At 37.0% G+C, this 16,140-nt stretch carries 10 protein-coding genes; 2 read left to right on the top strand and 8 right to left on the bottom strand.

The genetic code is table 11. From position 1 onward, the window contains the following. Window positions 1-71: 71 nt before the first annotated feature. From H4J69_RS06110 to H4J69_RS06085, 6 genes are all read right to left on the bottom strand, one after another. Window positions 72-956, bottom strand: coding sequence for a cytochrome c oxidase subunit 3 (locus H4J69_RS06110; protein ID WP_182214464.1), 885 nt, complete (start codon window positions 954-956; stop codon window positions 72-74). 52 nt (window positions 957-1,008) lie between these two features. After that, window positions 1,009-1,590, bottom strand: coding sequence for a cytochrome c oxidase assembly protein (locus H4J69_RS06105; protein WP_182214466.1), 582 nt, complete (start codon window positions 1,588-1,590; stop codon window positions 1,009-1,011). 11 nt (window positions 1,591-1,601) lie between these two features. Then, window positions 1,602-3,194, bottom strand: a complete 1,593-nt coding sequence (gene ctaD / locus H4J69_RS06100) for a cytochrome c oxidase subunit I (protein ID WP_182214468.1) — start codon at window positions 3,192-3,194, stop codon at window positions 1,602-1,604. An 11-nt stretch (window positions 3,195-3,205) separates the two neighbouring features. After that, window positions 3,206-4,762 carry a cytochrome c oxidase subunit II gene (gene coxB, locus H4J69_RS06095; protein WP_404842430.1) on the bottom strand — a complete coding sequence of 519 codons (1,557 nt, stop codon included), beginning with the start codon at window positions 4,760-4,762 and terminating at the stop codon, window positions 3,206-3,208. A 565-nt stretch (window positions 4,763-5,327) separates the two neighbouring features. Next, window positions 5,328-5,963 (bottom strand): transcriptional repressor LexA, encoded by a 636-nt coding sequence (gene lexA / locus H4J69_RS06090; protein ID WP_182175283.1) that lies wholly within the window; start codon window positions 5,961-5,963, stop codon window positions 5,328-5,330. 76 nt (window positions 5,964-6,039) lie between these two features. Then, window positions 6,040-6,858, bottom strand: coding sequence for an alpha/beta fold hydrolase (locus H4J69_RS06085; RefSeq protein ID WP_310733553.1), 819 nt, complete (start codon window positions 6,856-6,858; stop codon window positions 6,040-6,042). Window positions 6,859-7,233: 375 nt separating this feature from the next. On the opposite strand from H4J69_RS06085, the gene H4J69_RS06080 reads away from it, so the two are divergent. Both H4J69_RS06080 and H4J69_RS06075 read left to right on the top strand, forming a co-directional pair. Next, the gene (locus H4J69_RS06080) at window positions 7,234-7,764 is read left to right on the top strand and encodes a DUF6942 family protein (RefSeq protein WP_182214469.1); all 531 of its coding nucleotides are present in this window, start codon (window positions 7,234-7,236) and stop codon (window positions 7,762-7,764) included. 120 nt (window positions 7,765-7,884) lie between these two features. Further along, entirely contained in the window at window positions 7,885-10,884 is a 3,000-nt protein-coding gene (locus H4J69_RS06075; RefSeq protein WP_259367721.1) for an ATP-binding protein, read from the top strand. A gap of 17 nt (window positions 10,885-10,901) precedes the next feature. Here H4J69_RS06075 and H4J69_RS06070 read toward each other — a convergent pair whose 3' ends face one another. Together H4J69_RS06070 and H4J69_RS06065 are read right to left on the bottom strand one after the other, a co-directional pair. Beyond that, entirely contained in the window at window positions 10,902-14,066 is a 3,165-nt protein-coding gene (locus H4J69_RS06070; RefSeq protein WP_310733588.1) for a two-component regulator propeller domain-containing protein, read from the bottom strand. Window positions 14,067-14,164: 98 nt separating this feature from the next. Further along, entirely contained in the window at window positions 14,165-15,859 is a 1,695-nt protein-coding gene (locus tag H4J69_RS06065; protein ID WP_220465217.1) for a S8 family peptidase, read from the bottom strand. Window positions 15,860-16,140 lie beyond the last annotated feature (281 nt).

Raw genomic sequence — 16,140 nt, 5'->3', positions numbered from 1 at the left:
GCTTAAAAATAAAAAGTAGGTGAAGCTAGCTTCACCTACAATATTTCTTAAACGTTTATATCAGTAATTTTTTATACGATATAAACAAAAACAAACAGTATCACCCAAACCACATCAACAAAATGCCAATACCAACTTGCCGCTTCAAAAGCAAAAGCATTTGTTGGGGTAAAGTGGCCTTTTAACACCCTTAAAAATACCACAATAAGCATGACGGTACCTAAGGTAACGTGCATACCATGAAAACCGGTCAGTAAGTAGAAAGTTGAACCATAGATACCACTAGTTAAGTACAATTTCATTTCTTCTGAATAGCCGTGCATATACTCGACAACTTGCAAGAATAAAAAGACAACACCTAATAATATGGTAAAACCTAACCATATTTTCAGCATTTTACGATTATCTTTTTCTAAGGCTGAATGTGCTAAATGTGCAGTAATTGAAGACGTTAATAACAAAATAGTATTAATTAACGGTAGGCCATACCAGCCCATTTGAGTTGTTTCGGTTCCATCTGGTGTGACTAATAACGGCCAACTTGCGACAAACTCAGGCCATAAAACAGCACCAGTCATGGCATTATTATCTGCGCCGCCCAACCAAGGTACTGATAACGTGCGGGCATAAAATAAGGCACCAAAGAATGCTGCAAAAAACATCACTTCAGAAAAGATAAACCAGCTCATTCCTTGACGAAATGAGTTATCCATTTGATGGCTATACTTACCTGCCATCGATTCGTTTATAACGTTACTGAACCAACCATAGAGCATGTATATAACTAAACAAATGCCGGCAAGCAATATGTAACCGCCAATGCCACCTTCGCTACTATTTAACGTAGAAACATAGTTCCCGGCGCCAACAGCAATTAAAAACAGTGCCACTGCGCCAACAATTGGCCAATGACTTTGTGATGGTACGTAATAACTTTCATATTCTTTTGTTGTCATTATTATTCCCCTAAACAAATACTGTTACACGCTAAGTGCTCAGTATAAATTGCTACGATTCCACTTTTCCGGTCACGTCATACAAAGTGTAAGACAAAGTTAGCGTTGAAATATCTTCAGGTAATTCTGGGTCAACATAAAACTGTAACGCCATTTCTACCTCTTCATTCGCTTTTAGCGGTTGCTGCGTAAAACAAAAACATTCAATTTTTTGAAAATACGCTGCCGCTAAACCGGGCGATACTGACGGAACTGCTTGGCCAATAATATCGCGGGTGGATTCATTTTTTGCATAAAATTTAACAAGTTTCATTTCACCGGGATGAACTTTTATTTCACGGACCATAGGTTCAAACTGCCAAGGTATACCTTGGGCGGTTCGACTAATAAACTGCACCGTAACAATCCTTTTTGTGTCAATCTGCTCAACATTATAGACAGCGGCGGCAGTGGTTGACGTTTTTCCATTCAAACCAGTAATATCACAAAACACATCATATAAAGGGACAAGTGCAAAACCAAAACCAAACATACCAAAAACAATCATAACCAGCTTTTTTATCACTTGATTGTTTTTCGTTATAGCAGTGCTATCTTTGTTATTTGAATTTTGCAATTCGTCACCTTTATTCATATTTTATTAACTTAATCAATTTTTGGTGGTGTTGAAAATGTATGGTACGGAGCAGGACTTGCAACAGTCCACTCTAAACCTTCAGCGCCATCCCAAGGTTTAGCCGATGCTTTCTCTCCACCTCTAATACACTTAATGACTACCGCTAAGAATATTAGTTGCGAAAGACCAAAGGCAAAACCACCAATACTGACCCACTTGTTGAAATCAGCAAACTGCAACGCATAATCTGGAATACGACGAGGCATGCCCGCTAATCCTAAAAAGTGCATAGGGAAGAATAGTAAATTAACTGAAATCAATGAACACCAAAAATGCCATTTAGCTAACGACTCGTTATACATATGACCTGTCCATTTTGGCAACCAGAAGTATGCACCAGCATAAATCGAGAATAATGAACCGGTAACTAATACATAATGAAAATGAGCAACAACAAAGTAGGTATCATGGTATTGGAAATCAACAGGTGTTAATGCCAACATCAAACCAGAGAATCCGCCTATAGTAAATAAGATGACAAACGCGATAGAAAATAACATCGGCGTTTCAAAGCTCATTGAACCACGCCACATAGTTGCGACCCAGTTGAACACTTTAACACCCGTAGGTACGGCAATTAACATGGTGCAATACATGAAGAACAGTTCACCAAATAACGGCATACCTGTCGTGAACATGTGATGCGCCCAAACAATAAATGACAACACAGCAATCGATGCCGTTGCATAAACCATTGAGCTGTAGCCAAATAACTTCTTACGAGCAAACGCTGGGATAATTGTCGAAACAATACCAAAAGCAGGTAAAATCATGATATAAACTTCAGGATGCCCGAAGAACCAGAAAAGATGCTGGAACAATACCGGATCACCGCCACCAGCGGCATCAAAGAAACTCGTACCAAAATAAGTGTCGGTTAACAACATAGTTACCACACCTGCGAGCACGGGCATCACCGCAATCAATAAGTAGGCGGTAATAAAAAATGTCCAAACAAACAATGGCATTTTCATGTAAGTCATACCAGGCGCACGCATATTCATAATAGTAACAACAATATTAATTGCGCCCATTATTGATGAGATACCCATAATATGAACAGCAAAAACAAAAAATGCCGTACTACCATTTGAATAGGTTGTAGAAAGTGGTGCGTAGAATGTCCAACCAAAGTTAGGCGCACCTGACTCCATAAAGAATGTAGACAAAAGAATCCCAAAAGCAAAAGGTAGAATCCAGAAGCTCCAGTTATTCATACGTGGTAAGGCCATATCTGGAGCACCAATCATCATAGGTATCATCCAGTTAGCAAACCCGGTAAAGGCCGGCATAATTGCACCAAATACCATGATCAAACCATGTACGGTTGTTAGCTGATTGAAAAAATCAGGCTCCACTATTTGTAAACCGGGTTGGAATAACTCGGCTCGAATAACCATGGCTAAAGCGCCGCCGGTTAATAGCATAATAAAAGCAAACCATAGATATAACGTACCTATATCTTTATGGTTTGTCGTGTACAACCAACGTTTGATGCCTTTCATTTTATGGTCATCATGATGATCGTCGTGCGATTCTTGTTCTATAACGTCTGTAGTCATTTTATATCCTCCTACTTCGCACTAGCAGCATCAACAGCTGCAGGTTGTACTAAATCACCGGTGTTATTGCCCCAAGCATTACGCTCATAAGTAACAACTGCCGCTATTTCGGTTTTAGTTAACTGACTACCAAAAGCAGCCATAGCAGGGTTTTTCTTACTGCCATTAATAACCATATCTATATGCACAGCAATATCACCCAGTGCAATTGCACTACCTTTTAGTGCTGGAAATGCCGGAGGTAAACCCGCACCAGAAACTTGATGACAAGCAGCACAAGCTTTCATGTAAACTTGCTCACCCATAACCATCAGTTCATCTTCGCTGTACACTTTAGTTAGATCTTCTACTGGGGCTTCTTCAGCAACCATTTCAGCAACTGCTACCGGTGTTTCTGTGTCATTGCCTGATCCCTTAGCAGCACCTTTAACATCAGCGGCTTGTACGGCATCACCGGTATTGTTACCCCAAGCATTACGCTCGTAGGTCACAACTGCAGCAATTTGCTTCATACTTAACTGCTTACCATAAGCTTGCATACCTGTACCCGCTTTACCATTGAGTACAATATCAATATGCTCGGCAATACTACCCGTAGCAACTGGACTTCCTTTAAGTGCAGGAAATGCAGGAGGTAGACCAGCACCAGAAACTTGATGACAGGCAGCACAGTGGGCAATATAGGTAGTTTCACCCAAGGTCATCAATTCATCCATTGATGCGGAAGCGTTAAGAGATGCTTTCTCAGCAGCAGCGGCTTGAGCGTTGAGTTGGTGTTGTTCATCAAGCCATTTTGCATAGTCTGCTTCAGACTTTACTTCGACAACAATTGGCATAAAACCATGGTCTTTGCCACAAAGTTCAGCACACTGACCTCGGTATATCCCAGGCTTGTCAACTTTTGTCCATGCTTCATTAATAAATCCTGGGTTAGCATCTTGCTTTACAGCAAAAGCAGGTACCCACCAAGCATGAATAACGTCGTCAGAAGTGATTAAAAATCGTACTTTTTTATTAACTGGAATGACAAGGTGTTTATCAACTTCGAGTAGGTAATTTTCACCTTTGACTTTATCGCCAGCATCAACATTAAGGTGTTTACCTTCTTGTGTTTCATACTGTGATCTTGGCGTCGATAAAACGGAGTAGAACTCAATATCTTGATCAAAATATTTGTAATGCCATTTCCACTGAGAGGCGGTAACTTGAATGGTAACGTCAGAATCGTCGTTATTTTCCATTTCAATCAGTGTTTTTGTTGCTGGTACAGCCATAGCGATAAGAATGACAATGGGAATTGCTGTCCAGAGGATTTCTACTTTTGTACTTTCATGAAAATCTGCTGATTTAGCCCCTTTGGATTTTCGATGGAAAACCATTGACCAAAACATAGCACCAAAAACGACCACACCAATTGCTACACATATATACATTGCGAGCATATGTAGATCGTAAACATCTCTACTTACTTCTGTTACACCCTTGGTCAGATTTAATTGCATATCTGCCCAAGCTGAACTGGAAAGAACACTCCCCAACAACAGCCAACCTAGGTTACGTCTTTTCACACGACATCTCCTTCACCCTATAAAAGTTTAAAACTTGATACCTAGGACAAAACACATCCTTTAGTACGGATTTTTATTATTTTCTTAGCGATTTTGTTATCAACCAGTTAGCGTCGACAACATCGCCTTATATTTATATTTGTACACATTCCAAACTAGAATTACTTAAAAGTTGATCTGGGTCAATTTAAAAATCGAGCTATTTTAAAATAAAAACCAATAAAAACAATAGAGTATCAACTCTAATACAGGCAAAGGCCTAATAACAAAGGGCTGTAGCCGTAGTATTAAAAATAAACAGCTGAGTATAAATACGCGTATTGTAAAAATTGATCTTGGTTGTTTTTTAATCAGAGAAAGATAAAGTTGTTTGAATGGGCTTTAGAATGAAAATTATTCTTAGTAAAGAGAAAGGTTTGCATGAAAAGAATACGAAAGGTTAGAAAAGCAAACTTTAGCCTATTTTATACACTAAAGTTTGCGGAGCAGTTTTACATATTTAATACTATATTTGTTAGATAAATTGGCTTAGTTACCACCAAGTTTATTGGATAGGTTAACTTAACTACATCCAGTCTGCCGAGCGAATAACGCCAACAGCCAACCCTTCAATATTAAACTCTTGATCAGACAAATCGACTTTTATAGGAGAGAAGTCATCATTTTCAGCATGTAAGTAAACGATGTTACCTTCTCGTTTATAACGTTTAACCGTAACATTTTCTTCGACACGAGCAACAATTACTTGGCCATTCTGTACATCGGTCGTTTGATGAACCGCTAACAAGTCACCATCAAGTATGCCGATATTTTTCATGCTTTCGCCATTAACTCTCAATAAGTAATCAGCAGCTGGGTGGAACAAATTACCATCAACTTTGTAATGATCTTCAACATGCTCTGCAGCTAAAATAGGTTCACCTGCAGCCACTCTGCCGATTAAAGGTAAACCGGCTTCTTCCATTAACTTCTCAGTCAAACGAATGCCGCGAGAAGTACCTGGCAACATTTCTATATAGCCTTTTTTAGCCAAAGCTTTTAAATGTTCCTCTGCTGCATTTGCTGATTTAAAGCCAAAAAACTTGGCTATTTCAGCACGCGTTGGTGGCATGCCCGTATCGCTTATTTTGTCTTTGATCAGATCAAAAACTTGTTGTTGTCGGTTCGTTAGAGGGCGTAATTCGCTGATTTCATTTAGCATAGGGAGCCTGTAAATTTACACAGTTGTTACTGTGAGTATATACAGGTCGTTAGTAAAGGCAAGTTTTCTAGTCGAATTATTTTTGAAAACTCCCTGATTTTAAATAATGGATAACTTGTTCGATAACTTTTTCGTTTTTCATCATAAATGGATGGGTCGTTTCCATTTCAATGTGATCATTCATACCATCAAGTTTGGTACTAGCAACCGAAACTTTACCATCATCTTTATCAGGAATAAGTGTTGATAATATCCAATTAATACTTTGATTACCGGCAATAACACCCAAATCAAAATTAGCATTGCCAAGGTTACTAGGGACACTGAATTCGCCGGTACCTAATTGCATACCCGCATCACCATTGATGAAACTAAAACCAGGTGTATTTTTTAGTTTATCAACAACTTCACTGCCTTTGTTTGGTGGACCTAGCATCACGACTTTATGTAAATTAGGTATTTTATGCATACTTAAATATTGGCGAACTAATATACCGCCCATTGAATGGGTAACAAAGTTAACTTGGCGATTTTCACAAATTAATAGCGCTTTAGAAATCACTTTTTCAGCCAACTCTTCTATCGAATAATCTCTAGAAGGGTAGTTGATATTTATCACAAAATATCCTTCTGCTAACAATCGTTTTTCAATAGCTTTCATGGAGTTAGCCGAACGTGCAAGCCCATGCAGTAAAATTACACATTCACCATTAGCTAAAGAATCTGCTGGCTCTTCAAAAGAAGCTTGAATTTTATAGCCACGTTCAACCGAAGTATCTAAGCTTTCTTGTTCAATCATATTTTTTAAACGAGTTTCTGCATCAGTAATTTTTTTACTAAATTGTTCTTTAAGTAGCGCTAGGTCTGACTTAAGTGCTGCAATTTTTTCATTCATAGCTGCGCTCCATCATTTTTTTTTAGAATTCATTATTGATACTGTAGTCATGTTAAACAGCAGCTAAGCAATATATTTTTAGCTGCCACAAATATAAAATATAAAACAGTTTTCTCCAACAAAATTTGAAACCATTACCCTTGTAATGTCATTTTTTTCGATAAACTTCTCGCGTGGACCTTTAAATAGCCATAGAAAGCTATACGATATTAACATTTTATATTAGTTATCTGTTAGACATTGATAATCTTCAATCGATCTAACTTTACCAGTAACTACATACATTCAAGCAAAAAAATTTTAAGGACGTTTTACTTGTCTCGATTATAAATTTACAATTCAACATACCCCCCACGTAAAATGAGTTAAGTACCATTGAATGTTATTGGTTTAGGTTGCTCAAACTTTAGCGTCGCCGTTTATATTGGCAATAAACCGAGTATGCTTGAATATCAGCAATTATCTTGTCTATCGCCGCTAACCTTGGGCGAAATAGAGATGGTTAATCAAGCTTGTGGCAATGGTTGGCGGAAAGTTTTCAATGTTTATGCGAAGCTGCTTTACGCACTCGATAAAGAAAAATTCGCTTACTCAACACTTGCGCCAACTTGGCAAAAATATCGAGAGCGATTTTTGCTGCAGCAAGGCTCTCAAACGGCTTTATTATTTTCTCCGCCTCAGTTATCAACCACTAAGCAAACTCTGCATATTATTTGTGGAAAAACCTACGCCAAAAATTTGTTAGCGACAAATCAACTAAACGCTAATTTCACTTGGCTAGATGAGCAATTTGCTATTGATAAAGCTAAAAATTTAATTGTGTGTCCCTATTTTGATTATCGGCAATTGTCGAATGCTAATATTGAAAAATTAGCCTTTTTACTCAACGATATAAATAGCCAGTGAAAGCTTTTCATTCATTTATATAGTGTTAAATTAATGTATACTATATTTATTAAAGGAGAAAATAATAAGCCTCATGATTAGGCAACATACTAAACGTCACTTTAATATTGGATCACATCATTGCTATATTTTAATAAAAAAACACTTTTATTTATTACAATAATTTTAACCTTATTACCCTATGCAACGATCACCAGCACGCTTGATATTTCCTCTGCTTTTTTGCTATCACTTCCTACTATATTATTACAGGCTACCGCAGTATTCTTTGTTGTTCATAGCTATTTACAGACCAGATCACGTTCATTAAAATTGTTCTGGCAGTTTTTCTCTCTCGCTATTATCATTGATCTTATTTCGGGTGTTATCTTCGCAGGTAACTACATAAACACCCCCCCGATCCTGCAAGATTTTTTCTCTTTGTTCAGTTACTTTTTTATCTTACTGGCCATAGAAACCAACCCGCATCTCAGCGAAACGCCACTCAATAAATACATTGCGGGTCGAGTGCCAGCACTATTTTTTACAGTCACCTGTTTTTGTTATTTCGTACTGCTGCCAGAAGAGTTTTCAAAAGCGTTAGATCACAGGTTATTACCGTCATTATTATTTCATATCACTATTTCTGGCCTCATTTTTATTAGACTAATCAGCTGTGTTATTTTTTGTCATGAAAAATTTTGGCGCGCTATTTATTGGCCATTAGCCATTGCCTCATTAGCTTTGTTAGTTGATAACACTAATAGTTATTTTCTTCTTCAAGAGCAAGCCCTTTATAAAGACAATTATACGAACAGCTTAATAGCGTTAATCCCATACTGTGGTCTTATTTTTGCCGCAAGTGCATCATTAAACATTCAAAGACCGACCAAACCTATTTCAAAAGATACCTTTCCCGAATTTTACATTTTATTGCTGGTGAGTATTATTTTTAGCATTCATATCGTTGGTTTAGAAGTTGGGGCACACTACATTACAAATTCTTTCTGGCAGTCTTTTGTTATTGGTATTTGGGGCGTTATTGCTTTTATTTTAGTCATTCTTATTGCTTACAATAAAAGAAAAAACACGCTCGAATTCAAGGAAAACGCTTTCACTCAGCAACAAGAACAAAAAGAGTTAATACAGACCAACCATAAATTACTCAGCTCAATTCTTAATAGTGAAGACAAAGCCATTGTCCGAGCATCTAATAATGCTATTTTGACGACATCAACGGGCGGCGAAATATTATCGTCAAACCCTGCCGCAGTTCAATTGTTCCAAAGTTTAGAACATGAATTGAAAGGCACGAATGTCAGCGCACTTTTTTCTGCAGAAGACACTATGCATTACTTTTTTGGCTTCAAAAGTAATGTATACGCCTTACAACGTAAAGATATCGGTATTTCAGTAGAGTGTGCTGCTCGACGTGCCGATGGTACTGAATTCCCAGTTCAGGTTGAATTGCAGTGGGCAGATCGCGAAGAACAACCCCTTATTGTTATTACCTTTATTAATTTAACTTCACGAAAGTTAGCTGAAAAGCAGATGTTAGATTTAAAAGATAAGTTTATTGCGAACATTTCCCATGAGTTTAGGACGCCATTGACAATTATTAATGGCATTTTAGACCAATATCTACTCAAAGCTCACAGTAAAGAAGAAGGGTTGGAACTTACTACCGCTAAGCGTAATGGTTTGCGTTTAGTTCGTATGGTTGAACAACTATTAGAACTCTCTCGCCTTACTGACAACCCTAAGCTTTCATTGTCTACTTATCGATTAAGTCAGTTAATGGCTATGCCAATTGATTCATTTTCACGCTTAGCTAAACAAAATGATTTAAGTTTTGATGCTGAAATATCTGATGACCTTTGGCTAGAATGTGACGCTCAAGGTTTTGAGAAAATCATCTTCAACTTACTTGCTAATGCGATTAAATATACACCTGCTGGCGGTAGTATCAAGGTCAGTGCTTATGTTGATCAAGATAATGTTATTTTAGAGATTACAGATACCGGCATAGGTATTAATCAAGCATCACAAAGTAAAATCTTTGAACGCTTTCAAAGAGCTGATGATGAAAAAAATCATGCTGTTTTTGGTGTGGGTATTGGTTTATCTTTAGTTAATGAATTGGTAAAAGCGCATAACTGGCGTATCAATTTAGTCAGTGAATACAATAAAGGCAGTAAGTTTTCTCTATCAATCCCTTTAGCTACCGCTGTCGAAATAGAAACTCAAGTGCCAATGAGTGTATCTCAAAGCGAAGTATCATCATTGCTGTTAGAACAAAATAATAATAAAACTAAAGCAAAAAATCATTTACATAATGTCGTGTTAGTTATTGAAGATAATCTCGATATGCAAAATCACATAAAACGTGTGGTTGAACAGCAACATCATTGTTTATTAGCAATGAGCGGCGAACAAGGACTGCTCATCGCCGAGGAATATATACCAGACCTTATCGTATGCGATATAATGCTAACGGGCATTGATGGCTTCGAAGTACTTAAACAATTAAAAGAAAATGAACTTACTTCTCATATTCCCGTTATTTTGCTTACCGCCCGTTCAGACTTAGATAGTCGACTTCACGGCCTAAATTTACAAGCAGATGAGTATTTAAGTAAACCTTTCAATCAACAGGAATTATTAATACGTATTGAAAATTTGATTGAAAATCGTAAATTACTCCAGCAGAACTATTTACATAAATTTCGTGACCATCAAAAAGAACAACAAAAAGAAAGTAGCGTAAAAAAAGTGTCGCAGTTAACTCCAAGCGAAAGTGCTATCTTATCCGTTGATGAAAAGTTTATAGAAAAGCTAGAAACCATTGTTGCTAAGATGTACTTGGAAACTGATTTAGGTATTCAAGATCTAGCCAGTAATATGGCGATGAGTGAACGCCAACTGCAGCGAAAAATGAAAGTAACATTGGGCACAACACCTAATAACTTCATTAAAGAGTTCCGTCTAGCAAAAGCACAGATATTGCTACAAAATGGTTCTAAAATTGGCAGAATAGCCTTAGATGTTGGTTTTTCTTCACAAACATATTTTGGTCGATGCTTTAAAGAGTCGTTTAACTGCACCCCAAAACAATATCAACAACAATTCATTAAAAGCTAACCACAAAGCTACTCAGGCTAACCTTGCTTAACTTGGATGTTATGCTTAAGTGTCGCTAGATCAGCGCCTTGAATCACCGCTAAGTAGCTAAAGGGTTGTATCTTAGGTTCACATAAGCCAAGCCAAGCAATCGCTGGCTCTTCGCTTGTTAATGTTAAGCCAAGTTCAATCATCACACTGACTTGATCCCACGATATTTCCATAGGTTGTTCTCTATTAAACGGATAAAAAGAATAAGCAATATTCATCGAAATTTTATCGTCGAATTGTTTTTCAAATTTACTTGCTAACCGCGCTGCTAACTCACCAGCATTGTTGTCTTTTTCATAACCAATAACAGCAAAGGTATCATCGGACCAACGAACAACTAGGTCATCGGTATTTCTGCTAAACAGTAATAAATCAGTAATGTTAATCAACTGGCTATTACTGATATTGGTCAACTCATTAACCTGAACCATTAAGACGTAAAGACGGGGTAAAGTGCTCCGCTGTACTGGTAAAATATTCTGATGAATTTGATTCATCAGCTGGCTAGTTTGCTCAATATAAATATCAAGATAGCGGCGACTTCGTACCCCAGTTACTTTATCTACCGTTGCCGACTTTTCAAGTAGAATATTGGCATGTTCAAGTTCGCTATTTTGCGATTGTAACTTTTGCGTTTTCTCTTTGACCTGCTCTTTAAGGTAAGATTTTTGTAGTTGTTCAACCAATAGTTTTCGATTCAAAAAGCGTGAATAGACTAATAAAGTTAAAGCTACTGCCATGGCATACAATAAATAAGCCCACCAAGTATTCCAAGGTGCTGGTTTAACCGTAATAGCTAATGAATAACCCGGTTCACTCCAAACATTGTCGTTATTTCCAGCAATAATTTGCAGTGTATAACTACCTGCAGGTAAATTTGTATAAGTGGCTCGTCGTGATTTACCTGCAGCTATCCACTCCTCATCAAAGCCTAACAAGCGATACTTATAAAGAGTTGACTCCGGATTGGCATAGTTTAAACCAACATATTCAAAGGAAATCAGCTGATCACTGTAATCAAATTCCAATTGGCTTAAGTTAGATAATTTACTGCCAAGAGGCATAGGTTCATTCAGCTTTAATATACTCGTTAATCGTACTTCTGGAACGGACAAGCTGGTATTAATTTTTTCTGGATTAATAGTGCTCATGCCTTTGCCTGCACCAAAATATAAGGTGTTACCTTTTGAGCGAAATACTGAAGAATGAGTGTATTCTAAATCAACTAAGCCATGAGTCAGATTAAAGTGTTTAAAATTTTTATCACTGATTGAAAACCGAGAAATACCTTTACTGGTACTAAACCAAATATCTTCATTAGCATCTTGGGTGATGCCATATACGGTCAAACTTTTCATGCCATCTTTAGTATTAAGATGGGAAAATGAAAAGTTATTACTGTAACGATCTTCTTGGCTTAATATACTTAAGCCAGCATTTTGAGTGCCAAACCATAGGTTCTTGTCATGATCTAATAGCATTATCCAGGTAAAGTCATCCGAAATACTATTAGGGGTATTTTCATCATGTCTAAAATGAGTAAACGTCCCAAGGGCCGGATCAAAACGATTTAACCCTGCACCAAATGTGGCCAACCATACGATTCCTTGTTCATCAGCCAGCAATTGTAATATGCTATTAGTGCTAGGACCATTTTTAGTGTTTAATTCATTTTTAATAAAACGAGTAAAAGTACCGTTTTCATTATATAAATTTAGTCCTTGTTGAAAAGTAGATATCCAAAGGTTGCCATTAATATCTTTAATAATATCGGTAATACTATTAGCTGAAATAGAATGTTCATCTTTAGCATCATGGATATATCCAGTCACTTTATTGGTTGTTAAATTGACTGAATATAAGCCTGAGCCTCTCGTTCCCACCCATAAAGTGTTGCCATCGGCAAATAGATTCATAATTCTATATTCTGAAAAAGAAGCATTAAAATCGACGGTGGTAATGGAATTATCAGCTTCTGACAACTGATAGATACCACCACCATAGGTACTAAAAAAAAATTTTCCTTGTTCAAATTGCGCAAAACTAGTGATATTGTTATTTTTTAAAATAGGATTTGTTTGCGTACTATATTGTCGAAAGGTTGCCATATTCGGATCCCAACGATTCACACCTGAAAAAGTCCCTACCCACATCATCTTATGGTTGTCTTCAAAAAAAGTAATAACAAAATCATTACTTATACTGTAAGGGTTATTTGGGGAGTTGTTATAGCGACTGAAGTCTTTGGTTTCATTATTATAAATAGATAAGCCACTATCGGTGCCAATCCAAATATTTTGTTCTGAATCCTGATAAATATTACTAATTGCATTACTGCTAATTGTTGACTGAACATTCACATTATCTTGATAGTGAATAAACTGCTCTGTACTTGGTGTATATTTTAATAAACCACTATCAACTGTGCCTATCCAAATATCACCATTAATAGCTAGATATAAACTACTGACAAATTTATTAACATAAGTCGCACTTTTTTGATCGCCATACTTAATCGATTTAATAAAATTTCCCTGTAGATCAAATATCGAAACCCCACCGCCATTAGTACCAATCCAAATTTCTTGGTTACGAGTTTCAATTATTGAAAGTACAGTATTATGGGTCAGGCTATTTGGGTTACCTGATTCTTGAAATATATGCTGAGTTGACCATTTTTCTTCATCTGTACTGAGAACATTCACACCATTTTCGGTAGCTATCCAAATTTTACCTTCACTGTCTTCAAATAAAGCATTTACGGTATCATTGGTCAGTGTGGCATTTTTTGTTTTTCTAGTAAAATGGATAAAATCTTGGCTTTCTGGTCTATATAAATTTAAGCCTCCACCAAAAGTACCGACCCAAAGCCTTTGCTGTTTATCAAAAAGAATACTACTGATCACACTAGAGCTTAGTGAGTTAGGCTGGGTACTATCATGTTGAAAATTTAGTGTTTGATGCCCATCAAAACGGTCTAAGCCTTCCGATGAGCCGAACCACATAAAACCATCTTCATCTTGAGCCATGGTTCTAACAAAGCTATAAGACATTGGGTTATCAATCCCAAAGTTTTTAAATTGCTTAACATCTTGTGCAAATATATTGCAACTAAGGATAATTGATAAGAAAAAGGGGAGTATATTTTTCACAAGATAGCTCTTACTAAGATGAGGGTATATAGAATCTTCTATTATGAAATAAAAAAATAAAAAGCCACTTTAATAACAGTGGCTTAGAGTGAGTTACACTATTGTGGTGCTACCCAATTATTAACATCAATTCCGGTTGTACTATCAGCAACACTCATTCTCCAAATCACCGAGTCAGATTCGACATTCATTCTCCAAATGACACTGTCCGTTTCGATGTTCATTCGCCAGATAACACTATCTGTTGAGGCAGTGTTTCTCCAATCGATAGCATTTTCGATGAAATTCATTCGCCAAATGACACTATCACCATCAACGTTGCTTTCATCCAATTTCCACACATATTCATCGCCTAAACCTTCAACATAAAAATTACCATCATCATTAATATTGGCAGGTCCAAAATAGTGTTCATTACCAGCAATGTCTTGTGCAATATCTAATGCTTGATTCGCACATGCTGAAGCGTTACTAGCTAATGCATCCGCCACATTAACCACGCCTGAACCTTGTTGAAATACGCTATAAGCAAGTTCACCGTTATTATCGAATGCGGTATGAGCACTGTCCATTAGTCTACACTTAACTTCGTCAGGAGTTAACGTTGGATCTTGGGTCAACATCAATGCCACTACACCAGAAACAACGCCAGCAGCTTGCGATGTACCTGACATTTCAAAATATCGTCCGCCGTCGTGAAATTCTGGATGTTCCTGAACGATTTGAGTATCAAAAGCCATTAATCCTGATAAATGGCCGCCTGGTGCGACAATTTCTGGTTTAACAAATCCTTCGACTGTCGGGCCGGCCGAACTAAAACTAGCGACTATGTCATCACTTAAATAAGAAGGCGTATAGTTATCAGTCATCGCACCAACGGTAATTATATAAGGTACATTACCTGGAACGCCGATTGTCATAGGGCCAGGACCACTGTTACCAGCAGAAGCAACGACAACAATACCAGCTTGCCATGCTTTCATTACTGCTTGGTTAAGTGGGTCTTCCCAATAGTATGAACGAGCTGGCCCACTGAACGACATGTTCAATACTTTTAAATTGATTTGATCTTTAACTTGTAGCGCCCAATCTATGCCACGAATAACGTCTGCATAGGTCGCCTTGCCTTCGGCATCAAAGGCTTTAATCCCAACTAATGCAGCATTCGGCGCAACACCATACACTTTACCGTAAGCGTCGTAATCTGCATTGCCAGCAATACTGGCGACATGTGTACCGTGGCCACTTTCTTCATTACTATAATTACTGATATTGTTATTAACCGCATCATAAGTTCCCCAGAACTTATCCCGACCATATAAATCAGTAGATAAACCTGAAGATGTTCCTTCTAATTGATCAAGGCCTGTATCTAAAAAACCAATAGTTACACCATCGCCAAAATTGTAGGCCGAATGAGCAGCAGAGGCCTCAATTAAGTCATTAACGACAGACTTTGGCTGCCATTTGCGCTTGCCCCAAGCATTACCACCAGACATTTCTACATTATGATTTTGCGTAACTTGAATATCTAACTGTGCATGTAACTGAGCCAACTGTTCAATATTAAGAGAAACGGCAACAGCATTGATAATAGCTAATTTATGCGTTGGTTGAACGTTTAGCGTTGCTAATTCTGTTTGCAATAATTGATAGTTATTTGAAGAAATAATGTACGATTGCTTTTGTGCATCTACATTTTTATTAAGTGTTGTATGGATCAGCCAAACAGTTACGCTGATAAGACCTAAAAGTGAGAGTGGTTTTATAATGTTTTTTACAGAAATATTCAAAATTTTTATCCCCTTTTCCCGTTACATCTTTTAAAAACGTCAGGGTAATTTAACTTAATGTTTGTAATTTAAATTTAAACAATTGTACATTTAAACAATTTTTAATAATTAGTTACAAAATACACATTGATTGTGAACATAAACTAAACCGGACCCAACCTGTAATAACTTATGAGTATATACATATAACTAAAAATCATTACATATTACTAAAATAAAAATATCCAGCTCAAATAATGAACTGGATATCAACTAGTTAATAAGACTACTTCCTTGTACTA

Source organism: Colwellia sp. BRX10-9 (assembly GCF_014077405.1).
GTDB lineage: Bacteria > Pseudomonadota > Gammaproteobacteria > Enterobacterales > Alteromonadaceae > Colwellia_A.
The sequence above is the reverse complement of the archived record's forward strand: the minus strand, read 5'-3'. Positions and strand labels throughout refer to the sequence as shown.